The sequence below is a fragment of the Terrabacter sp. R4-6 genome (genome assembly GCF_057529065.1).
Window position 1 is genome coordinate 429,309 of record NZ_CP197224.1, and the last position, 24,979, is coordinate 454,287.

A 24,979-nucleotide genomic window follows, 5' to 3' on the forward strand; every position below is an offset into this window, starting at 1 on the left:
CGTCCGGGGTATGCCGTCGCGTCCCCTAGGCTCGTCGTGTGGCCCTGAGCTTCCGTTCCCGTCTCGAGCACGCCTCCTACCCGTGGGTGGATCGGCTCAACGCCGTCCCGCGTCCCGTCGCGCTCGCCGCCCTCGTCGTCCTGCTGGCCGTCGGCATCTTCGCCCGGCGTCCGTGGGGTGGCATCGCCTTCCTCGTCGTCGCGGCCTTCGTCGGCTGGCTGCTCTTCCTCACGTGGCAGCGCCTGACCCTGCCCGAGCGGCTCATGCGTACGTCGGTGCTCGTGCTCGCCGTGGCGGTCGCGGTCGTGAGGATCGTCCCGGCCGGCTGACAGTCCGCCGCCGGTTCGCGAGAACGGTTTTGACAATCATTCTCATTATGAGAATGATGGTGCTCATGGCCATCGCTCCCCCACGCCGCGCCCTGTCCGCCCTCGTTGCCGCGACCGCGCTGGCGCTCACGACCGCCGCCTGCGGGAGCGCGTCCGACCCAGGGGCCGGGTCGACCGACGGGGCCGTCGTCACGTCCTTCTACCCGCTCCAGTACGCGACCCAGCAGATCACCGGTGGCACCCTGCCCGTCACCGTGCTGACCAAGCCCGGCGCCGAGCCGCACGACCTCGAGCTGGCCCCGCAGGACATCGCTTCGATGACCAGGGCGAGGCTCGTCGTCTACGCCGACGGCTTCCAGCCCGCCGTCGACGAGGCCATGGCCGAGGTCCAGCCGGGCGCGGTGCTCGATGTCGCCGACGCCGCCCAACTGACCCTCACCTCCGCCGAGGAGGAGGGGCACGAGGACGAGACCACCGAGGAGCACGACGCCCACGACCACGGCGGCAGCGACCCGCACTTCTGGCTCGACCCCCAGCGCTACGCGGCGGTGGCCAAGGCCATCGGCGCCCGACTGGCCACGGACGACCCGGCCAACGCTGCCGCATACGACAAGAACACCGCGGCCTTCGTCGCGAAGCTCACGGCGCTCGACGGCGAGCTGCGGACCGGCCTGGGCTCGTGCCGCTCGAACGTGCTCGTCACGAGCCACGCCGCCTTCGGCTACCTCGCCCAGCGCTACGGTCTCGAGCAGCACGGCATCACCGGCATCTCCCCAGAGGCCGAGCCGAGTGCTGCCGGGCTCAAGCAGATCTCGGACCTCGTCCGCAGCGAGGGCGTCACGACCATCTTCCAGGAGACGCTCGTCGAGCCGCACTTCGCCGAGACGGTCGCGGGCTCCACCGGGGCCACCGTCGCCACGCTCGACCCGCTCGAGGGGATCACCAAGGCATCGGCCGGCACCGACTACTTTGAGGTCATGCGCAGCAACCTCACCGCGCTCCAGAAGGGTCTGGGCTGCTCGTGACCACCGGCACCCCGCCCGTCACCTCGGCGCCGGAGCGACCGGACGACATCGTCATCGACCTGCACGACGCCGCCTTCGGGTACGGCGAGCGCGCCGTGCTGAGCGGTGCGTCGCTGACGATCCGCCGCGGCGAGATCGTCGCCGTCGTCGGTCCCAACGGGTCGGGGAAGTCGACGCTCATGAAGGGCATCCTCGGCCTCAACGACCACGTCTCGGGCACCGTCAGCCTCTTCGGGGCGCCCAGTCGCGACCTGGACGACCGGGCCCGCCTCGGCTACGTCCCGCAGCGGCACACGCTGTCGACGTCGGTGCGGGCCACCGCCGAGGAGATCGTGTCGACAGGACGACTCCCCCGCATCAACTGGCTCGGCAGGCTCCGGGCCACCGACCGGCAGATCGTCGCCCGCTCGCTCGACGTCGTCGGCCTCGCCGACCGAGCCGCCACCGAGGTGAGCACCCTCTCGGGCGGGCAGCAGCGACGGGTCCTCATCGCCCGCGCCCTCGCGGGTCAGCCCGACGTCCTCATCATGGACGAGCCGACCGCCGGGGTCGACGCCGCGAACCAGCACGTGCTCGCCGACGTCCTCGACCGCCTCGTCGAGCGCGAGGTCACCATGGTCATCGTGACGCACGAGCTCGGCGCCCTCGAGCGGCTGCTCACGCGCATCGTCGTCGTCGACGGCGGCCGCATCCGTTTCGACGGCACCCCGCGGGAGTACGCCGCCGCGCGCGACAGCGTGCACCACGACCACGACAGCCACCACCACGACCTCGAGCTCGAGGGGCACGACGCCTCCCTCGCGCACGGGCCGCTCGACGTGACCCACCCCGACAGGAGCCGGCCGTGATCGACCTCCTCTCCGTCGACTTCATGCAGCGCGCGCTCATCGCGGCGCTGCTCGTGGGCACCGTCGCACCCATGGTCGGGATCTTCCTCGTCCAGCGGCGGCTCTCGCTCATCGGCGACGGCATGGGCCACGTCGCCCTCGCCGGCGTCGCGATCGGCCTCGTCTCCGGGGCCGCACCCGTGCTCACGGCACTCGTGGCGGCCGTCCTCGCCGCCGTCGTCATCGAGCTGCTCCGGGCCCGCGGCCGCACCAACGGTGACGTGGCCCTCGCCGTCATCTTCTACGGCGGCATCGCCGGCGGCGTCGTGATCATCAGCAAGTCGCCCGACGGCACCCCGGCCAACCTCATGAAGTACCTCTTCGGCTCGATCCTCACGACCCAGCGCGGCGACCTCTACGTCTTCGCCGGACTCGCCCTCGTCATCGCCTTCACCACCTGGGCCCTGCGCCCGCGCCTCTTCGCGGTCGCCAACGACGAGGAGTACGCCCGCGCGGTCGGGATCCCCGTCCTGCCGCTCAACATCGTGCTCGCCGTCCTCACGGCCACGACCGTCGTCGTGGCGATGCGCGTCGTCGGGCTCCTGCTCATCAGCGCCCTCATGATCGTGCCCAACGCCGCGAGCCAGCTCATCGCCCGGTCGTTCAGCAGCGGCCTCCGATGGGCCATCGCCTTCGGTCTCGTCTCGTCCGTGGGCGGGGTCGCGCTGTCCTACCCGCTCAACACGCCCTCGGGCGGCACCATCGTGCTGCTCGCCGTCGCACTCTTCGTCGTCACGGCCGTCGTCACCGGCGTCATCGCGAGGGTCGGAGGCCGGCGGCACGACGTAGCCGAGACGCACGCCCACGAGCACGGGGTCGAGTGCGGCCACCCTGCCGTGACCCACGGGGACCACGTCGACTACGTCCACGACGGGCACCTGCACGCCGCCCACGAGGGCCACTACGACGAGCACGGCGTCCACCACGAGCACCCTTCCGGACCCGCTCCGGAGACGGCCGGCGCCGGCCCGACCGGCACCGCCGGCACGGCGACCGGCCCGACGACAGGATCGAGACCATGACGAGCGGCACCAACACCTCGAGCGCCTCGGCGACCTCGCGCAAGCCGACCCGGCAACAGGTGGCCGTCGCCGAGCTGCTCGAGCGCTCCGAGGACTTCACCTCCGCCCAGACGGTGCACGCCCGGCTGCGAGACGCGGGAGCCGGCGTCGGGCTCGCCACGGTCTACCGGACGCTCCAGTCGATGGTCGAGGCCGGCACCGTGGACGTGCTGCGCACCGACGACGGCGAGGCCGTCTACCGGGCCTGCTCGACCCACCACCACCATCATCTCGTGTGCCGCGCCTGTGGCCGCACCGTCGAGGTCGAGGGCCCCGCCGTCGAGAAGTGGGCCGACAAGGTGGCGAGCGACCACGGCTTCAGCGGCGTGACGCACACCCTCGAGATCTTCGGCACCTGCGCCGACTGCACCGCCGCCGGCTGACGCCACCCTCGACGCCCGACGCCACCCTGGCGGAAGCGAGCCACTGGCGGGCGGGTCGCTCCGTGCCGCAAGGGTGGCCCGGCCCCGGCGGCGCGGCTCCGTCCACACCCCCGCGCGTCCGCGGCGGGTCGTCCACAGCCCGCTTGGTCCCGCCAGCCAGACCGGGCGTGCGGCTCAGGCTGTCACCATGAGCGCCCCCACCCGCACGCAGCCCGACGTCGACCTGCCGTATGCCGCCCACGACGTCCTCAGCGCGGCCGACCTGGCTCGGCACGGGATCGACTCGCACCAGGTCCGGCGTCTCCTCCGGGCTGGTCGGCTGCACCGGTTGTGCACGGGCTGGTACGCCACGAGACGCCCCGAGAACGCCGTCGACCGGCACCTGCTTCTCGCCCGGGCCGTGGTGCGCCATCTCGACGGACGGGTGGCGCTCAGCCATCACTCCCGCGTGTTGATCGCAGGCCTCCCGGTCTGGCGCGCCGACCTGTCGGCGGTCCACGTGACCCGGGTCGGTGACCGCGTGACGCGGCGCAGGCCGCACGTCGTCAGCCACTCGGCGGTGCCCGGGCTCGTCCCGATCACACCTGCGCCAGAGCCGGGCCCACCTGCCCTGGGACCGCTCGTGCCCCTGGCCGTCGCCGTCGTCCAGACGGGCCTCGTCGCCGGCGCCATGGATGCCGCCATCTGCGGGGACGCCGCCCTGCGGGCCGGGCTCGTGACCGCCGGGTCGCTGCGCGAGGCCACCGTCCTGTTGTCGGGGCACCGCGGCATCCGGGCTGCGGCAGCAGCCCTCGAACGGTGCGACGGCAGGCACGAGTCCCCCGGCGAGACGCGCCTCGCCCACCTCCTGGCCGATCTCGGGCTGCCCGTGACGCCGCAGCTCGAGGTCTCGACCCGACTCGGCACGCGCCGCGCCGACTTCCGCATCGACGGCACCCGAGTGCTCGTCGAGTTCGACGGCAAGGTGAAGTACACCGACCCGCAGCACGGGGCCGACGTCCTGTGGCAGGAGAAGCGGCGCCAGGACGCGCTCGAGGACGAGGGCTGGACGGTGGTCCGGGTCACGTGGAGCGACCTGGACCGGCCAGAGCTGGTCTGGGAGCGCATCCGGGCCGCGATCGCCCGCAGCCGGCCGTTCGAGGCGACGCCACGGTGACGGCTGCGAGGCCCCCGGACACCGGTGGCGTCGACCCGACCGGGTGGCGTCGACCCGAGCGGGTCGCTCAAGCCGCGGGCGGGATCAGGAGGTGGTCGTCGGGGCGTCGACGGCTCCGCCGTAGCGGCGGTCGCGGTCGACGTACTCCTCGATCGCGGACCAGAGGTCTCGGCGGTCGTAGTCGGGCCACAGCCGGTTCTGGAAGACCATCTCGGCGTAGGCCGACTGCCACAGCAGGAAGTTGCTCGTGCGCTGCTCGCCGGAGCTGCGCACGAAGAGGTCGACGTCGGGCATCGTGGGTTCGTCGAGGTAGCGCTTGACCGTCTTCTCGTCGACCGAACCCGGGCGGAGCCGACCGTCCTTGACGTCATGGGCGATCCGCTGCACGGCGTCGGCGATCTCGGCGCGCCCGCCGTAGTTGACGCAGAAGTAGAGCGTGAGACCCGTGTTGTGCTGCGTCAGCTCCTGGGCGACCTCGAGCTCCTTGATGACCGACCGCCACAGGCGCGGCGCGCGGCCGACCCAGCGCATCCGCACGCCCCACTCGTGGAGCTGGTCGCGCCGCCGCCGGATGACGTCGCGGTTGAAGCCCATGAGGAAGCGGACCTCGTCGGGCGACCGGCGCCAGTTCTCCGTCGAGAAGGCGTAGGCCGACAGGTGCGTCACGCCGATGTCGACGGCTCCCGCGACGACGTCGAGCAGCGACGCCTCCCCCGCCTCGTGGCCCTTGGTCCGCGGAAGCCCTCGCGCGTTGGCCCAGCGGCCGTTGCCGTCCATGACGATCGCGACGTGCTTGGGCAGCAGGTCGGTCGGGATGGCGGGCGGCGTCGCGCCGGACGGGTGCGGGAAGGGCTTGGCGTACATGGGTCTCCGGTCGGTCGGGATCGGGTTCGCTGCTGGCTCAGGCTCGGTCGACGAGGCGCAGCGACCGCAGCCCTCGCTCGATGTGCCACTGGAGGAAGGCGGAGACGAGGCCGTTGCCCTGTCGCCGGATGCGGTCGTCACTCGCGTCGGCGACGTCCCAGTCGCCGGTGAGCAGTGACGCGAGCAGCTCGAAGGTCTCGGGGGCGGGGGCGCTCGAGCCGGGCGGACGGCACACGGAGCACACGGCGCCGCCGGCCTGCACGTTGAACGCGCGGTGGGGGCCCGGCGCACCGCACTTCGCGCAGTCGACGAAGCTCGGCGCCCAGCCGGCGACGGCGAGCGAGCGCAGCAGGTAGGCGTCGAGGACGAGCCCGGCGTCGTGACTGTGCTCGGCGAGGGAGCGCAGGGCGCCGGCGAGCAGGAGGTACTGCTGAGTCTGGGGCTCGTGCTCCTCCGTGAGCTGGAGCGCCGTCTCGAGCATCGAGGTCGCGCACGTGTAGGCGGTGTAGTCACGGGCGATCGCGTCGCCGTAGGGAGCGAGCGTCTCGACCTGGGTCACCGTGTCGAGGTTGCGTCCCTCGTAGCACTGCACGTCGATGACCATCCCGGGCTCGAGGCGCGACCCGAAGCGGGACCTCGTGCGCCGTACGCCCTTGGCGACCGCGCGGACCCGGCCCCGCGTGCGGGTCAGCATCGTGATGATGCGGTCGGCCTCGCCCAGCTTGTGGGTGCGCAAGACGATCGCCTCGTCACGGTAGAGGGGCATGGGTCCATTCTCTCCCCCGCCGGGGCGTGGGTGGCACCGCACGCGCCGGTCTGCCCGAGGTCGTCGCGAAACGCCGCCGTCGTTCGAACACCCGTACTGCATATCTGCTTAGGTGAAGTCCGGTATGCCGGTTTCTGGCTTGAGGAGGTCCTTCAGCGGATGCGGGGTTGTGTCGACGGCTTGCTCGAGCAGGCGATAGAAGAGGAGGCCGCGTGACTTGGCGTTGCGGCGGTTGAACCGGAAGGTGTACTCGTCGAGGTAGTAGGGCAGGTGCGCTTCCTCGACGCGGAAGTGCAGGGTGCCGATGAGCCAGCGCTTGAGCAGCGATGCGACCAGGTGTACGCCGGGCAGCACGCTGGCCTTGTCGGGGGCGGAGTAGCCGAGGGTGAACTCGTGGGTGTAGCCGAGGTCGGCGAGCCGGCGCAGGGTGCGGGCGCCGTCGGTGCGGATCGTGGAGCCGGGCTCGATGACGGTGGTGGCGAAGTCGACGAGCTGGGCTGTTCCGGGGTGGTCGGCGACGGCGAGCCGCACCCGGCCCAGACGATGAGTCTCGTTGCGCTCTATGGCAATCATGACCGCGACCTTGTCGCCGTAGCCCCCACCGCTGTTACGAGTGGCGCCACCGATCATCGTCTCGTCGAGCTCCACGATGCCGGAGAGCTTGTCGCGTTCAGGCCGGACCATGGCCCGGCGCAGCTTGTGCATCCACGCCCACGCCGTCTCGTACGAGCCGAACCCGAGGACCCGTTGCAGCCCCAGCGCGGACATCCCGTTCTTCTGCGAGGTCAGGAACCAGATCGCCGCGAACCAGGTCGACAACGGCGTCCGCGTCCGGTCGAAGATCGTCCCTGCGGTCACCGACGTCCGCCGCCCGCAGGCCCGGCACATCCACAACCCGGCACCCGTGCGCCAGAACTCGCGCTGCTCACACTTGGGGCACACGAACCCGTCCGGCCACCGCAGCCCGGCCAGGTAGTCCAGGCACGACTCGTTGTCCGGGAACCACTCCAGCAGCTGCTGATACGTCGACGGATAATCCACACCCCGAACCGGATTCGCGGTCATCCACAGATCCTACTTCACCCAAGCAGATATGCAGAACACCCGTTCGACAGGTTGGGCTATCGTGGGGGCATGGACCTCTCACTCCAGGGTTCGCTCCTCGACCTCGCCGACGCGATGACGCTCCGCGACGTGGGCACCGGGAAGACCCGCCACCACCTGGCCCACGGCGCGTGGGTCGACGTCCGCCCCGGCTGGCTCGCGGCCGGCGACGAGCTCTTCACGGCGCTGCTGCGCGACGTGCCGTGGCACGCCGAGCGGCGCCAGATGTACGACTCCGTCGTCGACGTCCCCCGCCTCACGAAGTTCTACGCGGGCGACGAGAGGCTCCCCCACCCGATGCTCGTCGAGGCGCGTGACGCGCTGAGCCGGCACTACGCGCCCGAGCTCGGAGAACCGTTCGTCACGGCCGGCCTCTGCCTCTACCGCGACGGTCGCGACAGCGTCGCCTGGCACGGCGACCGCATCGGGCGCTCCCGTGACAGCGACACGATGATCGCGATCCTCTCCCTCGGTTCGGCGCGCACGCTCGCGCTCCGCCCGCGCGACGGCGGGCCGATCCCCGGGGCGACGACAAAGAGCTTGCGCTATCCCCTGGGACATGGTGACCTCGTCGTGATGGGCGGCTCGTGCCAGCGGACGTGGGACCATGCGGTCCCCAAGACGTCGGAGCCGATGGGGCCGCGCATCTCGGTGCAGTTCCGTGTAGCCGGTGTCCGCTGACAGGAGACCCACGTATGCCGTCCAGCCGCTCAGGTGGCCCCCTTCCCCTCCTCGACCACCTCGCGGCCGACTCGGCTCGCTTTCGGACGGTGCTCGCGACGGCGCCGGCTGACGCCCGGGTGCCGTCGTGCCCCGACTGGGACGCCGACGACCTGCTGTGGCACCTGGGTGAGGTGCAGTGGTTCTGGGGCGAGATCGCCGAGCGAGGGCTGACCGACGCCGCCGACCTCGACGCGATGAACGCGACCCGGGAGGAGCGACCGGCCGACCGCGCCGGTCTGCTCGACTTCTTCGACCGCTCGAGCGAGAGGCTGCACCGGGTTCTCGGCGAGTTGCCGCCGCAGACGCCGCTGTGGATGTGGGCCGACGACAAGACGGCCGGCTACATCCGCCGACGTCAGGCCCACGAGGCGATGGTGCACCGCATCGACGCCGAGCTCACCGTCGGTGAGCGCACCCCGCTCGACTGTCGGCTCGCGGCCGACGGCATCGACGAGGCCCTGCGGATCATGCGCGGTCACGAGCCCGAGCCGGACCTGACCCACGTGCCGGTCTCGGCACCGGTGACGATCGCGACGGTCGACGCCATGCACACCTGGACCGTGACCCCGGTGCGCATCACCGGCACGTGGAACGGCGACGAGATCGACGTGCTGCGCTTCCTCGTCAGCGACGGGCCCGACGCCGACGCGGCGGCCGAGATCAGTGGGTCCGCGGCCGACATCGACTGCTGGCTCTGGAACCGCCCCGCCGAGGGCGAGATCACGCGTGACGGCGACGCCGCAGCGCTGGCCGCGGTCGACGCCGTGCTTTCCGACTCGATCGACTGACTCGATCGACTGACTCGATCGACTGACTCGATCGACTGACTCGATCGACTGACTCGATCGACTGACTCGATCGACTGACTCGATCGACTGACCCGGACGACGGACCCGGACGACGGACCCGGACGGCTCAGCCCGTGCGGCGCCCGATGCGACCTGCTCGCCCCGGGCCCGGGAACCAGGCGTGGACCATCCCGGCCAGGACGACGACGAGGGGGACGAACGCGAAGAGGTAGCGCGACCGGCCTTGGAGCACGAGGGTGAAGGCGGCGATGCCGAGCACCGAGGCGGCGACGAGCAGGGTCTCGCGTCGGTAGGGCGCGCGCAGCAGCCCGACACCGGCCACGAGCAGGAGGGCCAGCCACAACGCCTGCGTCAGGTCGGCGCGCGTCTGGTATCCCGAGCCCTGGAACCCGTTGAGGTCGTGGACGACCGCGGTCACACCGGTCGCGGGCACGAGCGTGCCGGGGAGCGAGTCGGGGCCCTCACCCCAGGCCCAGAACATCCCGTCTCCCCAGTTCCACGCGGCCTTGTTGCCGTAGAAGGCCAGCATGCCGCCGAGACCGCGCTCGGCCCACCGGTCCGCGAGCACGCCGGCGGCATACGTCTTCATCTCGGCCTGGCTGCGGCCGGTCACGGCGTCGACCATCTCCCTCGAGTAGGCGCCGTAGTTGACGACCCCGGTCGATGAGCGCTGCTCGTCGGCGCCGAGCGCAACCCACCAGAGGATCGGGGGCGAGACCGCGGTGTCGATGCGCGCGGAGTCGACGCCCGATGCGGCCGTCGCGGTGGCGGCCAGCCCGACTCCGAGGCCGACGAACGCGAGCGCGGACGCTGCGCACGCTGCGATGACGCCCGCGCGTCGGGCGGGGAGGAGGTCGTGGTCGAAGATCGCGACGACGGCCGTCAGGACCGCGGCGATGGCGATGACGACGGGCGTGGTCTTGATGGAGTACGCGACGGTCACCGACACGATGGCGAGCAGCCACAGGACGACCCGGCCGGTCCGCGCCCGTGGGGTCATGGCCCGGACGGCGAGGGCCACGCCCCCGACGACGAACGGCATCGCGTAGAAGTCCGTGTAGGGCACGGCCAGCCAGGGGCTCGTGCCGACGAGGACGAGCGTCGCGAGCTGGGCCACGAGGGAGGGCCCGCGACCTGCCACGCGCCCGACGAGGTCGTGGACGGCATACAGCGTCACGCCGACGCAGATCCCGTTGAGCGGGATGAGGACGGCGTCGGGCGCCAGCGAGAACGCCTGTCCGACAGCGACGCCCATCCGGTCGATGGCGAGCAGCGGCAGGTTGTTGGGGTAGAGGGAGAGGTAGTCGTACTCCGCTGGGCTCAGCGGTCGGCCAGACTGCAGTCCCCGGGCCATGTCCATGACGATGCGGGCGTCCCAGCCGTAGCGGTAGCGGGTCATGAGCCCGACCATCGTCGCGACGACGCCCCCGCCGACCGCGACGACGACGGGCACCCAGCGCCGCTTCGCCCACCCGGGCACGCGGACGACGGCGGCCAGCAGGACCAGCCCGACCGTGACGGGCACCACCACCTGCCAGCGGTGCTCGACGTTGACGGGTCGGGGCGCGACGAGACCGACGACCGCGACCGCGACGAGAGAGACCCCGGCCAGTCGAAGCAGTGCTCGACCGACCGGGGACTCCATGGCGCCAGACGCTACCCCACGCGAGTGGGCGTCAGATCAGGCGTCCGACGAGGCGGCCGGGACGGCGTCGCGGTGGGCGCGGTTGACTGCCGAGACGATCGCCTTGATGGACGCCGTGACGATCGACGGGTCGACGCCGACGCCCCAGAGGACGCGGTCGCCGACGGCGCACTCGACGTAGGCCGCAGCGCGGGCGTCGCCACCAGCGGACAAGGCGTGCTCGGCGTAGTCGAGGACCCGGACGTCCGGGGTGCCCTCGACGGTCGAGAGCGCATCGACGAAGGCGGCGATGGGGCCGTTGCCCGTGCCGGTGACGGTCAGGGACTCGCCGCCGTCGCGGACGGTCGCCTCGATCGTGCTCGCCCCGTCGACGGTCGAGTCCGTGACGACGTTGACGAGCTCGAAGCGACCCCACGCACGAGTCGGGTCGGGGAGGTACTCGTCCTGGAACCTCGCCCACAGGTCGGCGGGCGCGACCTCTCCGCCGTCCTGGTCGACGCCGCGCTGGACGACACCGGAGAACTCGATCTGCAGCCGGCGCGGCAGGTCCATCTGGTGCTCGGTCTTCATGATGTACGCGACGCCGCCCTTGCCGGACTGGCTGTTGACGCGGACGACGGCCTCGTAGGAGCGGCCGAGGTCGTGCGGGTCGATCGGGAGGTAGGGGACGCCCCAGACGAGGTCGTCGATGCCCGTGCCCTTCTCCTTGGCCTCGGACGCCATGGCCTCGAAGCCCTTCTTGATGGCGTCCTGGTGGGAGCCGGAGAAGGCGGTGAAGACGAGGTCGCCGCCGTAGGGGTGGCGCTCGCCCACGGGCAGCTGGTTGCAGTACTCGACGGTGCGGCGCACCTCGTCGATGTCGCTGAAGTCGATCTGCGGGTCGATGCCCTGGCTGAAGAGGTTCATGCCGAGGGTGACGAGGCAGACGTTGCCGGTGCGCTCACCGTTGCCGAAGAGGCAGCCCTCGATACGGTCGGCGCCGGCGAGGTAGCCTAGCTCGGCCGCGGCCACGCCCGTGCCGCGGTCGTTGTGCGGGTGCAGGCTCACGACGATCGACTCGCGACGCTCGAGGTGGCGGATCATCCACTCGATGGAGTCGGCGTAGACGTTGGGCGTGGCCATCTCGACGGTCGCCGGCAGGTTGACGATGATCTTGTGGTCGGGCGTCGGGTCGATGACGTCGACGACGGCGTTGCAGATCCGCATCGCGAAGTCGAGCTCGGTGCCGGTGTAGGACTCGGGCGAGTACTCGTAGTAGATCGTCGTGTCGGGGATCGTCTCCTCGAGCTTCCTGCAGAGACGCGCGGCCTGGACGGCGATGTCGATGATGCCGTCCTGGTCGAGGCCGAAGACGACCCTGCGCTGCAGGGCCGAGGTCGAGTTGTAGAAGTGGACGATGGCCTGCTTGCTGCCCCGGATCGCGTCGTAGGTGCGCTCGATGAGGTGGTCGCGGCACTGCGTCAAGACCTGGATCGTCACGTCGTCGGGGATGTGCCCACCCTCGATGAGCTCGCGGCAGAAGTCGAAGTCGGTCTGGCTCGCCGACGGGAAGCCGACCTCGATCTCCTTGTAGCCCATCTTCACGAGCAGCTGGAACATCCGCAGCTTGCGCTCGGAGTTCATCGGGTCGATGAGCGCCTGGTTGCCGTCGCGCAGGTCGACGGCGCACCAGCGCGGGGCCCGGTCGATGCGCTTCGTCGGCCACGTGCGGTCCGGGAGCTCGAACGGGATCTGCTCGTGGAACGGGACGTACTTCTGGAACGGCATTCCCGACGTCTGCTGGGGGTGGATCATCGCGTCACTCTCTCGTCTGCGTTTCGCTCGGTGTCCGGCCGGACACGGGAAACTCCGCGACGAGGAGGGCCGGGGTCAGGCCTCGTCGCGGCAGAGAAGAAGGAGGCTCACCGCTCGCACCCGTTCACCGTATGCCGGTCGCTCCGTTCGCGTCCACCCCTCGGGACCGCTGCCCGGATCGTGAGACATGAGTCCGGTCAGGGGTACGGCATGCCGTCCGGACCGATGCTCGCCACGCTTCCCCGAGTGCCCGGCGGGTCGGTGACGCCATAACTGACGTCGTCGCGGTCCGAGCCGAAGCCGATCCACCCGCCCTCGAACCCGGCCGGCAGTGCAGCCCCGCCAGCCGCTCGTTGTGCTCGGGCCTCCTCGACTCCACGGCCGAGGGAACGCCAGACGCGGGCCTCGGACGCCACGATGTCGAGATCGGTCCACGTCCTGGCCTCATCGGCCGAGAAGCCGGCCTCGACCCAGCGCTGCCGGGCGCGTCGCTCGATCCCCATGGCGTCGAAGGTGAGCGCCTCCTCCGGCGTCAAGGTCGGGTCGGCCAGCGTCAGCGCTCTGGCGTCCCGCACCTCCACGCCGGCCTCGCGCCACCGCAGCGCCAGGGACAGGTCGTCGGCATCCCAGGCGACGATCTCCTCCACGGCGAGGCCCGCCTCGAGCCAGGCCCGGACGTGGGCCGGCTCACGCTCGAACATCACACCTGACAGCCGCCACACCGGCGCATCCTCCGACAGCCCGATCTTCCGCCAGGCGATGACGCGCGAGACGTCGTCGTCCCGCGGCTCTCCCGTCATGGCAGTGACGGTCTCGCACCATTCGGGCACCGAACTGAGCGACAGACCGGCACCGCCCTCGGCGAGGGGGGCGGTCAGGACGGCGAGGTCTTCGGGTCGCAGCCCGAGACGAACCCACTGGGCGACGTCCCGGCCGATGGCACCCTCGCGACGCCAGGCCATGGCGGCATCGGCCTGGCGTCCGGTCCACCGGTTCCACAGGGCGTCCTCGCCGTGGTCGAGCACGTGCGCGGCCGCCCGCATCATGCCGACGGCGTCCCAGCCGAAGGCATCGGCGTCGCGCACCTGCCTGATGGCGAGCAGGAGGCTGCTGGCGCTGATCCCGGTCCAGGGTGAGCGCAGCAGCCACAGTCGACCCGGCGGCGGGGGTGGTAGGCCCACGGACCGAGCGTGGCGCGCGAGCTCCCAGTGCTCACGCTGCGGGTTGCGCAGGTCCGGCTCGACGTACGTCTCGCCGGGTCCGTAGGCGCACACGCCGAAGGCGGGGACCCGGTCGTGAAGCCAGCACCGGTGCTCGGCGGGCCACACGGCGGGCACCAGACCGACGTCGGAGCCGAGGCGCATGGCGGCGAGAGGCTCCCACCCCTGCCCGACGAGAGCGTCGACCTCTGGCAGGTCACGCGCCCCGGGCCGGTCCATGTGCGCCCGTTCAGGAGCGGGCAGCCGGTCACCTGAGTCGAGGGCCCGGGCGATCTCGGCCAGGACCCCCGGAAGCGGCTCGAGGTCTGCTTCGGCGACGGCAGGTGGCTCGTGGAGTCCCCAGGGGTCGTCGGTCACGGCGCGGAGGTGGGGTCAGCTGCGTCGGCCTCGGAAGCATCCTCGCGGGCGTCGGCGATCTGCTCCTCCGGACGCGGGGGAACCGTCTGGTCCTCCTCGAGGACCTCGAGCTCGTGGTCGTGTGCAGCCGTCTCCGACATGTCCGCCTCCTTGCCCGAAGTCTAGGACCGCACGGTGACGTCAGGCGCGTTGGCAGACCATGAGTGCGTTGCCGTCGGGGTCCTCGAACTGCACGAAGAAGACGCTGCCGATGTCCTCGACGTCCGAGGTGATCGTGACGTCGAGGCGGCGAAGGTGCTCGACCGTCGCCGCCATGTCGTCGGTCCAGAGGAAGAAGCGCGGCGGCCCGGACGCCACGAACTCGGGACGGTTCGCGTCGAGCGCGAGCCGGGTCTCCCCGTCGGTCGGGATGTCGTAGACGGTGCCGCCATGGGAGGCCACGCCCGGCTCGAAACCGAGCACGGCGGCATACCACCGGATGGCGGCAGCCATGTCACGGACGGGGACGAAGACCTGGCCGACGCGGCGCTGGATCGGGCTGCTCATCGCGGCAGGCTAGAGCACCGCGCGACGAGAGCGAAATCCGTTGGGCTGCAGTGTTCGTCGCGGGTCAGAAGCCGAGGCGCTGGAGCTGCTTGGGGTCGCGCTGCCAGTCCTTGGCCACCTTGACGTGGAGGTCGAGGTAGACCTTCTGCCCGAGGAGTGCCTCGATGCCCTTGCGGGCGTTCGTCCCGACCTCACGCAGCCGGGACCCGCCTCGCCCGATGACGATGGCCTTCTGGCTCGGACGCTCGACGAAGACGTTGACGCGGACGTCGAGCAGCGGCTTGTCGTCGGGACGGCCCTCGCGCTGCACCATCTCCTCGACGACCACGGCCAGCGAGTGCGGCAGCTCGTCGCGCACGCCCTCGAGCGCCGCCTCGCGCACGAGCTCGGCGATCATGACCATCTCGGGCTCGTCGGTGAGCATCCCGTCGGGGTAGAGCTGCGGCGAGCGCGGCAGGAAGGACGCGAGGACGTCACGCACCTCCTCGACCTGGCTCCCGGAGACGGCCGAGCACGGGATGATCGCGTCCCACTCGCCCAGCTGGTCGATGGCGATGAGGTGCTCGGCGAGCCGCTCGCGGTCGACGGCGTCGGCCTTCGTCGCGATGGCGACGACCGGGCGGCGCCGGACCGAGCGCAGCTCGGCGAGCTCGTGGGCGATGAAGGTGTCGCCGGGCCCGATGCGCTGGTCGGCGGGCAGGCAGAAGCCGATGACGTCGACCTCGAGGAGCGTCTCGCGGACGAGGTCGTTGAGGCGCTGGCCGAGGAGGGTCCGCGGCTTGTGGAGACCGGGGGTGTCGACGAGGATCAGCTGCGCCGTCGCGGTCGTCGTCACACCCCGGATCGTGTGGCGGGTCGTCTGCGGCTTGGAGCTCGTGATCGCGACCTTCTGGCCCACGAGCGCGTTGGTCAGCGTCGACTTGCCCGCGTTGGGCCGCCCGACGAGGCAGGCGAAGCCCGCGCGGTAGTCGGCCGATCGGTCGGTCGTCCCCGAGGCCGAGGTCTCGCCGTGCGTCGGGTCAGCGTCCTGGGTGCCCATGGGCGTCCTCCGTCTCGGTGTACGCGGCGTCGTCCTCCGGCACCGAGGCCCGGTGCACGATGACCGACGCGACGCGGTGGCGGCGTCCGGCCATGCGTTCGGCCGTCAGCTCCAACCCGGCGACCGTACCGGACGACCCGACGATCGGGACCCGCCCGATCACCTTCGTGAGGAGACCGCCGACGGTGTCGACGTCCTCCTCGTCGATGGTGACGTCGAAGAGCTCCGCCAGGTCGTCGATGTCCATCGACGCCGGGACCCGCAGGGTGCCGTTCTCGAGCTGCTCGACGCCGGGCGCCTCTCGGTCGTGCTCGTCGGCGATCTCGCCGACGATCTCCTCGATGATGTCCTCGATCGTGATGAGGCCGGCCGTGCCGCCGTACTCGTCGACGACGATGGCGAAGTGGTTCTGGTCGCGCTGCATCTCGCGCAGCAGGTCGTCGACCGGCTTGCTCTCGGGCACGAAGTGCATGGGCCGCATGACCTCGGTGGCCGGGTGCCGGCCGTCCTCGGGGGCGGCGTTGAGGCGTCGGGCGACGTCCTTGAAGTAGAGCAGGCCGCGGACGTCGTCGCTGTCCTCGCCGACGACGGGGATCCGGGAGAAGCCCGAGCGCAGGAAGAGCGACATCGCGCTGCGCAGCGTCTTGTCCGCGTCGAGCACCACCATGTCGGTGCGCGGCACCATGACCGCGCGAGCGAGGGTGTCGCCGAGCTCGAAGACCGAGTGGATCATCTCGCGCTCGTCGGCCTCGATGACGTCGGAGTCACCGGCCATGTCGACGAGGTCGCGCAGCTCGGACTCGGTCTGGAAGGGGCCGTCGGTGTAGCCCTTGCCGGGCGTGACCGCGTTGCCGAGGACGACGAGCAGCTTGGCCAGCGGGCCCAGCACGCGCCGCAGGCCGACGGCGAAGGGGGCGCTCCACAGCGCGACGGTGTCGTAGTTCTGCCGGCCGAGGGTGCGCGGCGAGACGCCGACGACGACGAACGACACGACGGCCATGATCGTGATGCTGATGAGGGCGCGGCTCCAGGTCGACTCGAACCGCCCGGCGACGGCCAAGGTGACAAGGACCGCTGCGGTGGCCTCGGCGACGACGCGCAGGAACGCGATGACCGAGAGGTATGCCGGCGAGTCGCCGACCACGGTCATCAGCGACTTGGCGCCCGAGCGTCCCTCGTCGAAGAGCTCCTGGGCGCGCACCCGTGACATGCGGAAGATGGCGGCCTCGGCGGCCGACAGCAGGAACGCCACGACGATGCTGATGAGGGCCGGGAGGGCGAACTGCGGGAACATCTCGGTCTCTCGTCCGCGGTCAGGCGCTCGGGCGGTTGCGCGTGGCGAGGAAGGTGAGCAGCAGCTGACGTTGCAGCTCGAACATCTCGCGTTCCTCGTCCGGCTCGGCGTGGTCGTAGCCGAGCAGGTGCAGGATGCCGTGCGTCGTGAGCAGCAGCATCTCCTCCATCGGCGCGTGACCGGCCTCGAGCGCCTGCTTCGTCGCGACGGACGGGCAGAGGACGATGTCGCCGAGGGTGCCCTCCTCGGGCTCCTGGCCCTCGCGGCCGGGCCGCAGCTCGTCCATCGGGAAGCTCATGACGTCGGTGGGTCCGGGCAGGTCCATCCACTGCACGTGCAGGACCTCCATCGCGTCCTCGTCGACGAGCTTGATGCAGAGGTCGGCCTGCGCGTGCACGCGCATCTGCTCCATGACGTAGGCCGCGCAGGCCAGCAGCTCGAGCTCGTCGACGTCGTGGTCGGTCTCGTTGAGGACGTCGATGCTCACGCGCCGGCCTCCGTGGCGTCACGGCGACCGCCGCGATCGTCGCGGTGGTCGTCGTGGTCGCGGTGGTCGTCGCGGTGGTCGGGGCCACGACGTGAACCCCGGTGGTCGCGGTGGTCGACCGCCCCGCTCCTCGCCCGGGCCCGGCGCTCGGCCCGCACCTCGTCGCGCTCGTAGGCGTCGACGATGGCGCTGACGAGGCGGTGACGCACGACGTCGTGCGAGGTCAGCTCGGCGAAGTGGACGTCCTCGACGCCCTCGAGGATGTCGCGCACGACGCGCAGGCCCGACCGCGTGCCGCCGGGCAGGTCGACCTGGGTGATGTCGCCCGTGACGACCATCTTCGAGCCGAAGCCGAGACGGGTGAGGAACATCTTCATCTGCTCGCTCGAGGTGTTCTGCGCCTCGTCGAGGATGATGAAGGCGTCGTTGAGCGTGCGTCCGCGCATGTACGCGAGCGGCGCCACCTCGATCGTGCCCGACGCCATGAGCCGTGGGATCGTCTCGGGCGAGACCATGTCGTGGAGCGCGTCGTAGAGCGGGCGCAGGTAGGGGTCGATCTTGTCGTTGAGCGTGCCGGGCAGGAAGCCGAGACGCTCGCCGGCCTCTACCGCGGGGCGGGTCAGGATGATGCGGTTGACCTGCTTGGCCTGTAGCGCCGCGACGGCCTTGGCCATCGCGAGGTAGGTCTTGCCGGTGCCGGCGGGGCCGATGCCGAAGACGACGGTGTGCTCGTCGATGGCGTCGACGTAGCGCTTCTGGTTCAGCGTCTTGGGGCGGATCGTGCGACCGCGGCTGCTGACGATGTTCATCGTCAGCACGTCGGCCGGGCGCTCGGCGGTCTGCCCGCGCAGCATCGAGATCGACCGCTCGACGGCGTCGCGGTTGAGCGGCTGTCCGGTCGAGACGATGGTCAGCAGCTCGTCGACGAGGGTGTCGATGATCTCGAGCTCACCGGCGGGTCCCGCGAAGGTCATCTCGTTGCCGCGCACGTGGGTGTCGACGAGCGGGAACTGGCGCTCCATCGTGCGCAGCAGCTCGTCGCGGGGACCGAGGAGGGTCACCATCTCGATGGGCGGCGGGATCTGCCGGGTCAGCACCGGCGCGTCACCGCCGCTCTCGGCTCCCGCAGGAAGCTGGGTGCCGTCAGGGGCGTCAGGGCCGTCGCTGTCGGATGGTCGAGGTTGCGCGTCATTCATCGTGGTGACGAGTCTACGTGTCGCGGCCGCAGCTCCTCACCACGAATTCCGCGAGGTCCTTGCTCTGCTGCACGCGCGACGGCTCGTGGACGTACATCATGTGGCCGGCCTCGTAGTAGGCGTGCTCGATGTTCGCGAGCCGGTCGGCCGGCAGCTGCAGGTGGGCCACGACGTCCTCGGCGGCGAAGTGCGGGGTGGCACCGTCGTAGTAGCCGTAGGCGATGTGGACCTTGAGGTGCGGGTTCTGGCGCATCGCGCGCTCGAGCTTCGGAGACACGTCGATGGGCCGCCCCTCGAAGTCCTTGAAGCTCCACGGGTGCACGAGACGCGAGATCTGCTCGTAGTGGAGGTCGCTGACGTAGCCGAGCTCATCGCGGACGTAGTGGTTCCAGGCCGCGGCGTAGGGGCCGGCGATGGCGTCGTGCGACGGGTCGGCGTCCATGTTCTCGGCGATGGCCGTGGCGGCCGGCCCGGTGAAGCGGGCGTCGAGGCGACCCACCGAGAGGCGCTCGTCGCGCAGCAGCTCGGTGAAGTAGCGCCAGTGCTCGATGCGCAGGTCGGCGCGGTCGACGTAGTCCTCGGTCAGCCCCGAGAGCCGGGCCAGGGTCGAGACCGCCTCGGCGCGCTGGGCCTTCGTCAGCCGGTGGCCTCGGGAGAGCACCCACGGGTAGTCGCGGGCGGCATACGCCTCGGCCTCGTCGAGGACGGACCGCAGGGAGCGGCGGCCGTGCTTGCCGTGGAAGTGGGCCACGGCGGCATACGTCGGCAGGTAGAGCGCGTGCGCTCGGTCGTTGCGCTGGTTCTCGAAGTCGACCGAGCTGAGGTCGAGGACGCTGCTGATGAGGACGAGGCCGTTGAGGTACATGCCGTAGCGGGACTGGAGGTGCTCGGCGAGCGCTGCGCCGCGCAGGGTGCCGTAGGACTCGCCTGCGACGAACTTCGGCGACATCCAGCGCCCGTTGCGCGAGGTCCAGAGCCGGATCAGCTCGCCGACGGACTCGATGTCCTTCTGGTAGCCGTGGTACTCCCCCGGCTTGCCGCCCTCGACGGCCCGCGAGTAGCCGGTCGACATGGGGTCGATGAAGACGAGGTCGCTGACGGCGAGGAGCGACTCGGGGTTGTCGACGAGGTGGTAGGGCGGCGGCTCGAGGGCGCCCACGTCGCCGCTGACGACGCGGCGGGGACCGAGCAGGCCGAGGTGCAGCCAGACGCTCGAGCTGCCGGGACCACCGTTGAAGGCGAAGGTGACGGGCCGCGTGCGGGCGTCGGCGTCGTCGAGCACGTAGCTCGTCATCGACAGCTCCGCGCGAGCCTTGTGGCCCCCGAAGGTGCCGTCCTTGTGCTCCTCCTCGCGGAGGACGACGCGGCCCGTCGTCGCGGTGTAGCGCAGCCGTCGCCGGCCCACCTTGAGCGTGTGGTGGGTCGTCACGAGGTCGTCGACGGGGTCGACCGGCTTCGCCCCGGCGTCAGCGGCCTTCGGCTCCGTGTCCGCCGGTCCCTTTGTCGCAGAGGTCTTCTCGTCGGGGGTGGGGCTCTCGTCGCTCACACCATCCTCCCCTCGGTGAAGGCCGCACCGGCGAGCACGTGCACGTGCGCGTGGAAGACCGTCTGCCCCGCACCGCTGCCGGTGTTGACGATCATCCGGTGCGCGTCGGACACACCCTCCTGCTCCGCCACACGGGCCGCGAGCCGGAAGACGTCGGTGAGGTCGTCACCGGACGCCGCCGCCAGCGCGCCGACGGTCGGCTCGTGGCGCCTGGGCACGACGAGGACGTGGATCGGCGCCGCCGGGCTGATGTCGCGGAAGGCGATCGACCGCTCGCTCTCGGCGACCCGGTCGGACGGGATGTCGCCCGCGACGATCTTGCAGAAGAGGCAGTCACTGGGGGTCTGCGAGGTCATGACTGCACCCTAGGCACGACGTGGTCGGCGCGCACCCGTGCGGCTCGGCGCGGCGCTGCTCGACCGCACGACGAGCTGCGTGGGCACGAGGGTCGTGCCGGTGGTCGGCCCTGTGCCCCGCACCTGGCCGAGCACCTGCTCGACGCAGAGCCGGCCGATCTGCTCGAAGTCCTGGCGCACCGTGGTCAGCGGGGGGATGTAGGACGCCGCCTCGGGCACGTCGTCGAAGCCGACGACGCTCACCTGCTCAGGGACCCGCAGGCCCCGGTCGTGGAAAGCCCGGAGGAGACCGAGTGCCATCTGGTCGTTGGCGGCGAAAACCGCTGTGCAGGAGGGCTCGTCGGCCAGCCGAAGACCGATCTCATAGCCGGACTCGGGGGTCCAGTCACCGTGCTGCACCGGAGGCACCTCGAGGCCCCGGGCCACGAGCCGCGCCCGCCAGGCGTCCCGACGACGCTGCGCGGCGTACGAGCTCTCGGGGCCGGCCACGTGCCACACGGTGCGGTGCCCGAGGTCGAGCAGGTGGTCGGTCGCCGAGGCGGCGCCCGCCGCCTGGTCGGTGTCGACGACCGGGTGGCGGTCGCCGGCGTCGTCGGAGTCGGCGACGACGACCTTGAACCCGGGCGGGTAGGGCGCGGGGGCGTCGCTCGCGAGGTGGGTCTCCATGATGGCGACCACGGCGTCGACGGCGAGCTCACCGGCGCGGGTGAAGGCCCCGCGGACGGCGTCCTGGGAGGGGGCGTTGACCGGGATGAGCGTCACCGCGTAGTCGTGCACGGCGGCCGCCGCGACGATGCCCTCGAGGGTGCGCACGTTGCCGGTCGTCGACAGGGTGAACGTCATGACCCCGATGGCACGGAACGCCCCACGCTTGAGCGCTCGCGCCGCGCTGTTGGGACGGTAGCCCAGCTCCTCCATGGCGCGGAGCACCGTCTGGCGCGTGCTCTCGACGACGCTCGTCTCGCCGTTCGCCACCCGTGACACCGTCTGCGACGACACGTTGGCCAGGCGCGCCACGTCGGCCATCGACACCGCTCGTCGCTCCCCCACCGTTCCTCCTGCTCGTGTCACTCGGCCCACACGTCCGGCGGGCGTATGCCGTCCGCCCCGGCGCCATCCTGCCAGCCTCCGCGAGACGGCCCCTTGACACCCGTCTGGCTCGGCTGGGACGGTGGCGACGGTCGATGTTTACGCAAACATACGCTCATTCCGGGCGGTGGCTGCGCATTCGCCCCGGACCGCCACCGCCGTCGCTCCAGGAAGGCACCACCCATGAGACCCCGTCCCACCCGCGTCGCCTCGGGCGCCCTGGCAACCGCCACGGTCGCCGTCGGCTCGCTCCTGGCCGGCTCCGTCGCCGTGGCGGCGCCCGCCCCGGCAGCTGCTCCCCCGACCTCGGCCACCGCCTCCTCCTCCACCCGGACCAGTGCCGTCGACGGCGTCCCCGTCGTGCGCCTCACGCCCGACCCGTCCTACCAGCAGCCCGCGTTCGAGGGCTGGGGCACGAGCCTCGTCTGGTTCGCCAACGCGACCGGCGACTACCCCGACGCCGTCCGTGACAGGCTCGCCGACCTCGTCTTCGGCAAGGACGGGCTCGCGCTCAACATCGCCCGCTACAACATCGGTGGCGGCAACGCGCCGGACGTCGAGGACTACCTGCGCCCCGGAGGCGCCGTGCAGGGCTGGTGGAAGGCACCGGCCGGCACGACGCGGACCGACGTCGACTGGTGGTCGCCGGACGACGAGGCCGACTGGAACTGGGACGCCGACCGGAGCCAGCGCTGGTGGGTCGACCGCATCAAGGGCGGCATCACGAAGTGGGAGACCTTCAGCAACTCCCCGCCGTGGTTCATGACCGAGAGCGGCTACGTGTCGGGGAACTTCGACGCGAGCCAGGACCAGCTGAAGCGCGAGAGCATCGGCGACTTCACGGCATACCTCGTCAGGGTGACCGAGCACCTCGAGGCGGCGCACGGCATCAAGGTCGACACGATCGACCCGTTCAACGAGCCGAACACGAGCTACTGGGGCACCCAGCTCGGTGCCGACGGGCAGCCCACCGGCGGCCGCCAGGAGGGCGCCCACATCGGGCCGCAGCTGCAGCAGGACGTCGTCCGCTCGCTCGAGCAGCGGCTCGCCGGCTCGGGCACCGACGCGAGCATCGCGGCGATGGACGAGACCAACCCGGGGACCTTCGTCACCAACTGGATGAGCTACCCGGACGACGTCAAGGCCGCCGTGTCGCGGATGAACGTCCACACCTACGGCACCGCGCAGCGCACCGCCGTGCGTGACCTCAGCAAGTCCGACGCCAAGCCCCTGTGGATGTCCGAGGTCGAGGGCAGCTGGGGCAGCGGCCAGAGCTTCACGTCCATGGAGCCCGGCATCGGCATGGCGCAGCGGATGACCGACGACCTGCGCGAGCTCGAGCCGTCCGCCTGGGTCTTCTGGCAGCCCGTCGAGGACTACGACAACATGAAGCCGGGCGGCGAGAGCGCGGCCGGGGCCAACTGGGGCAGCATCCAGATGCGCTTCGACTGCACGGCGCAGGACACGCTGGCCACCTGCCCCATCTACACGAACCAGAAGTTCAACACCGTCCGCAACTTCACCCACTACATCCGCCCCGGCGACCATGTCGTCACGGTCGACGACGCGAGCACGATCGCCGCGATCCGCCCCGGTGCGCGCACCGCGACCCTCGTGCACACCAACGGCGGGACGACGCCCCAGGACCTCGCGATCGACCTGTCGAAGTTCGGCAAGGTCGGCCCGAAGGCCAGCGTGACCGCCGTCGTCACCGACGCCGCGGGCGCGCTCCGGTCGCAGACCCCTGTGCCCGTCGACGGCACCTCGGCCACGGTCCGCGTGCCCGCGCAGTCGGTCACGACGCTCGTCGTCTCCGACGTGCGTGGTGTCGCCAAGGACGCAGCGACCTTCCAGGAGGACCACGCGTACCGCTTCGTCGGTGTCCAGAGCGGGCGCTCCCTCGACGCCGAGCAGACCGGTCTCGCGATCCGCACGACGGACGCCGCGAGCGCCGACCAGCTCTGGACCACGACGAAGCTCACCGGCGGTGACACGAACCGCGAGCGCTACCAGCTGCGAGCGCTCGACGGTCGCCAGGTGGCCCTGCGATCGGGCGCCCTCGTCCTCGAGACGGCGCAGACCACCCCGGACGTGGCGGCACAGTGGTACCTCTCGACGACCGGCGACGGCACGTGGACGATCTCGAGCGCTGCGGGTCCCGGCAACATCGAGGTGGGCGGTCAGGCGACCGCCGACGGCTCCCCCGTCGGCACCTGGCAGCCGAACGCGGCCGCGAACCAGCGGTGGCGGCTCGTCGACGAGACCGTGCGCGGCGTCTCCGACGTCCCGGTCTTCACGATGCCCGGGGTGGCCCCGACCCTGCCCACGACGGTGAAGCCCGACCGGGTCGGCGCCGGGACCGCCGCCCTGCCCGTGACGTGGCGCCCCGTGCCCGCCGTGCGGTGGGCGCGCCCGGGCCAGGTCGTCGTCTTCGGCACCGCGACCGACCCGGCCACCGGACGGGAGTACGCGGCACGGGCCGTCCTCACCGTCGACACCATCGCCGCGACCGACCCGGCCGAGGCCCGCACCTACGTCGGCGGCACGCCCGACCTGCCGCCGACCGTCACGGCGACGTCGGACCGCTACGCCGCGACGGTCACCCTGCCGGTGGTGTGGGACACGACCGGCGCGGCCTACGACTCGGTCGGCACGGTCACGCTGCCCGGCCGGGCCACCCTGCCCGACGGGTCCACCGCGCCGGCCACCGTGGTCGTCACGGTGACCGAGCCGGTCGAGGCCAACGCGGCCCTCGCGCCGGGCACGACGGCATCGGCGACCTTCACGGAGCCGGGCTACTCCGTGCAGGGCATCGTCAACGGGGTGCTGACCGACAAGGCCTGGTCGAACTGGCGCTCGGGCACCCAGCGTCCCGGCGACACCCTGACCGTCACGCTGCCCGGTGCCCGTGACGTCACCCGGGTGGTGACGCGCTTCTACCAGGACGGCGCGAACGTCAGCTACGCCAGGACGCTCCACGTCGAGGCACTCGTCGGTGGCACCTGGACGCCGGTGTCGGGCGAGGTGACGGTCGCCGCGAGCGGACCGGCCGCGCCCGTGGTGTCGGTGCCGGTCACCCCCACACGCACCACCGCCGTGCGGGTCGTCATGACGGCGTCGAGCTACATGACCGTCAGCGAGGTCGAGGTGCTGGCGAGGTCCGCGGGCTGAGGCCTGAGCCGTCCTCCGGTCGCGGGCCCACGGAAGCCTCCTGGCAGCCGTGGGCCCGCGACGCCTTCCGGACATCTCCCGCTCCGACGTGTCAACCGCCAGCTCCCGGTGCGCGTCATCTGTCCGTGAGAA

Annotated in this window: 24 protein-coding genes; 9 read left to right on the forward strand and 15 right to left on the reverse strand. The window is 71.3% G+C overall.

Going from position 1 to position 24,979, the window contains the following annotated elements:
- Positions 1-38: 38 nt before the first annotated feature.
- The 6 genes from ACSSS0_RS02065 to ACSSS0_RS02090 all read left to right on the forward strand — a co-directional run bounded on the left by ACSSS0_RS02065 (position 39) and on the right by ACSSS0_RS02090 (position 4,841).
- Complete coding sequence (locus ACSSS0_RS02065; protein WP_487229873.1) at positions 39-329, forward strand: DUF6703 family protein; 291 nt, start codon at positions 39-41, stop codon at positions 327-329.
- 65 nt (positions 330-394) lie between these two features.
- Positions 395-1,354 carry a metal ABC transporter substrate-binding protein gene (locus tag ACSSS0_RS02070; protein ID WP_487229874.1) on the forward strand — a complete coding sequence of 320 codons (960 nt, stop codon included), beginning with the start codon at positions 395-397 and terminating at the stop codon, positions 1,352-1,354.
- A complete protein-coding gene (locus ACSSS0_RS02075; RefSeq protein WP_487229875.1) occupies positions 1,351-2,202 on the forward strand; it encodes a metal ABC transporter ATP-binding protein in 852 nt (283 codons plus the stop codon). The genes ACSSS0_RS02070 and ACSSS0_RS02075 overlap by 4 nt, the downstream gene beginning before the upstream one ends.
- A complete protein-coding gene (locus tag ACSSS0_RS02080; RefSeq protein WP_487229876.1) occupies positions 2,199-3,263 on the forward strand; it encodes a metal ABC transporter permease in 1,065 nt (354 codons plus the stop codon). The genes ACSSS0_RS02075 and ACSSS0_RS02080 overlap by 4 nt, the downstream gene beginning before the upstream one ends.
- Positions 3,260-3,685, forward strand: coding sequence for a Fur family transcriptional regulator (locus ACSSS0_RS02085; protein ID WP_487229877.1), 426 nt, complete (start codon positions 3,260-3,262; stop codon positions 3,683-3,685). The genes ACSSS0_RS02080 and ACSSS0_RS02085 overlap by 4 nt, the downstream gene beginning before the upstream one ends.
- Before the next feature lie 187 nt (positions 3,686-3,872).
- On the forward strand, positions 3,873-4,841 hold the full coding sequence (locus ACSSS0_RS02090; protein WP_487229878.1) for a hypothetical protein: 969 nt from the start codon (positions 3,873-3,875) through the stop codon (positions 4,839-4,841).
- An 84-nt stretch (positions 4,842-4,925) separates the two neighbouring features.
- On the opposite strand, the gene ACSSS0_RS02095 is transcribed toward ACSSS0_RS02090, so the two are convergent.
- From ACSSS0_RS02095 to ACSSS0_RS02105, 3 genes are all read right to left on the reverse strand, one after another.
- Positions 4,926-5,705: an isoprenyl transferase gene (locus tag ACSSS0_RS02095; RefSeq protein WP_487229879.1), complete on the reverse strand. Its 780-nt coding sequence runs from the start codon at positions 5,703-5,705 to the stop codon at positions 4,926-4,928.
- Positions 5,706-5,742: 37 nt separating this feature from the next.
- Positions 5,743-6,471, reverse strand: a complete 729-nt coding sequence (gene recO / locus ACSSS0_RS02100) for a DNA repair protein RecO (RefSeq protein WP_435985553.1) — start codon at positions 6,469-6,471, stop codon at positions 5,743-5,745.
- Positions 6,472-6,579: 108 nt separating this feature from the next.
- Positions 6,580-7,536, reverse strand: coding sequence for an IS1595 family transposase (locus ACSSS0_RS02105; RefSeq protein ID WP_487229256.1), 957 nt, complete (start codon positions 7,534-7,536; stop codon positions 6,580-6,582).
- Positions 7,537-7,605: 69 nt separating this feature from the next.
- On the opposite strand from ACSSS0_RS02105, the gene ACSSS0_RS02110 reads away from it, so the two are divergent.
- Together ACSSS0_RS02110 and ACSSS0_RS02115 are read left to right on the forward strand one after the other, a co-directional pair.
- Positions 7,606-8,256 (forward strand): alpha-ketoglutarate-dependent dioxygenase AlkB, encoded by a 651-nt coding sequence (locus tag ACSSS0_RS02110; RefSeq protein ID WP_435985552.1) that lies wholly within the window; start codon positions 7,606-7,608, stop codon positions 8,254-8,256.
- Positions 8,257-8,270: 14 nt separating this feature from the next.
- Positions 8,271-9,086 (forward strand): maleylpyruvate isomerase family mycothiol-dependent enzyme, encoded by an 816-nt coding sequence (locus ACSSS0_RS02115; protein WP_487229880.1) that lies wholly within the window; start codon positions 8,271-8,273, stop codon positions 9,084-9,086.
- 127 nt (positions 9,087-9,213) lie between these two features.
- Here ACSSS0_RS02115 and ACSSS0_RS02120 read toward each other — a convergent pair whose 3' ends face one another.
- The 12 genes from ACSSS0_RS02120 to ACSSS0_RS02175 form a co-directional block, all read right to left on the reverse strand.
- On the reverse strand, positions 9,214-10,752 hold the full coding sequence (locus ACSSS0_RS02120) for a glycosyltransferase family protein (protein WP_487229881.1): 1,539 nt from the start codon (positions 10,750-10,752) through the stop codon (positions 9,214-9,216).
- A 36-nt stretch (positions 10,753-10,788) separates the two neighbouring features.
- Entirely contained in the window at positions 10,789-12,546 is a 1,758-nt protein-coding gene (gene leuA, locus ACSSS0_RS02125) for a 2-isopropylmalate synthase (RefSeq protein ID WP_487229882.1), read from the reverse strand.
- A gap of 197 nt (positions 12,547-12,743) precedes the next feature.
- Complete coding sequence (locus ACSSS0_RS02130; protein WP_487229883.1) at positions 12,744-14,123, reverse strand: DUF5956 family protein; 1,380 nt, start codon at positions 14,121-14,123, stop codon at positions 12,744-12,746.
- Positions 14,120-14,263, reverse strand: coding sequence for a hypothetical protein (locus ACSSS0_RS02135; RefSeq protein WP_487229884.1), 144 nt, complete (start codon positions 14,261-14,263; stop codon positions 14,120-14,122). Before ACSSS0_RS02135 ends, ACSSS0_RS02130 begins: the two co-directional genes overlap by 4 nt.
- A gap of 40 nt (positions 14,264-14,303) precedes the next feature.
- Positions 14,304-14,669 carry a VOC family protein gene (locus tag ACSSS0_RS02140; protein ID WP_487229885.1) on the reverse strand — a complete coding sequence of 122 codons (366 nt, stop codon included), beginning with the start codon at positions 14,667-14,669 and terminating at the stop codon, positions 14,304-14,306.
- A 64-nt stretch (positions 14,670-14,733) separates the two neighbouring features.
- Positions 14,734-15,708, reverse strand: coding sequence for a GTPase Era (gene era / locus ACSSS0_RS02145; RefSeq protein WP_435985545.1), 975 nt, complete (start codon positions 15,706-15,708; stop codon positions 14,734-14,736).
- Positions 15,689-17,002 carry a hemolysin family protein gene (locus ACSSS0_RS02150; RefSeq protein ID WP_487229886.1) on the reverse strand — a complete coding sequence of 438 codons (1,314 nt, stop codon included), beginning with the start codon at positions 17,000-17,002 and terminating at the stop codon, positions 15,689-15,691. The genes era and ACSSS0_RS02150 overlap by 20 nt, the downstream gene beginning before the upstream one ends.
- A 19-nt stretch (positions 17,003-17,021) precedes the next feature.
- Positions 17,022-17,489, reverse strand: coding sequence for an rRNA maturation RNase YbeY (gene ybeY, locus ACSSS0_RS02155; protein ID WP_435985543.1), 468 nt, complete (start codon positions 17,487-17,489; stop codon positions 17,022-17,024).
- Positions 17,486-18,685: a PhoH family protein gene (locus tag ACSSS0_RS02160; RefSeq protein ID WP_487229887.1), complete on the reverse strand. Its 1,200-nt coding sequence runs from the start codon at positions 18,683-18,685 to the stop codon at positions 17,486-17,488. Before ACSSS0_RS02160 ends, ybeY begins: the two co-directional genes overlap by 4 nt.
- Before the next feature lie 13 nt (positions 18,686-18,698).
- The gene (locus ACSSS0_RS02165) at positions 18,699-20,231 is read right to left on the reverse strand and encodes a S10 family peptidase (RefSeq protein WP_487229888.1); all 1,533 of its coding nucleotides are present in this window, start codon (positions 20,229-20,231) and stop codon (positions 18,699-18,701) included.
- Positions 20,228-20,587: a histidine triad nucleotide-binding protein gene (locus ACSSS0_RS02170; RefSeq protein WP_435985540.1), complete on the reverse strand. Its 360-nt coding sequence runs from the start codon at positions 20,585-20,587 to the stop codon at positions 20,228-20,230. The genes ACSSS0_RS02165 and ACSSS0_RS02170 overlap by 4 nt, the downstream gene beginning before the upstream one ends.
- 9 nt (positions 20,588-20,596) lie before the next feature.
- Positions 20,597-21,613 carry a LacI family DNA-binding transcriptional regulator gene (locus ACSSS0_RS02175; protein ID WP_487229889.1) on the reverse strand — a complete coding sequence of 339 codons (1,017 nt, stop codon included), beginning with the start codon at positions 21,611-21,613 and terminating at the stop codon, positions 20,597-20,599.
- Between the two features lie 246 nt (positions 21,614-21,859).
- Here ACSSS0_RS02175 and ACSSS0_RS02180 point away from each other — a divergent pair, with 246 nt between their 5' ends.
- Positions 21,860-24,847, forward strand: a complete 2,988-nt coding sequence (locus tag ACSSS0_RS02180) for a glycoside hydrolase (protein WP_487229890.1) — start codon at positions 21,860-21,862, stop codon at positions 24,845-24,847.
- Positions 24,848-24,979: the final 132 nt, after the last annotated feature.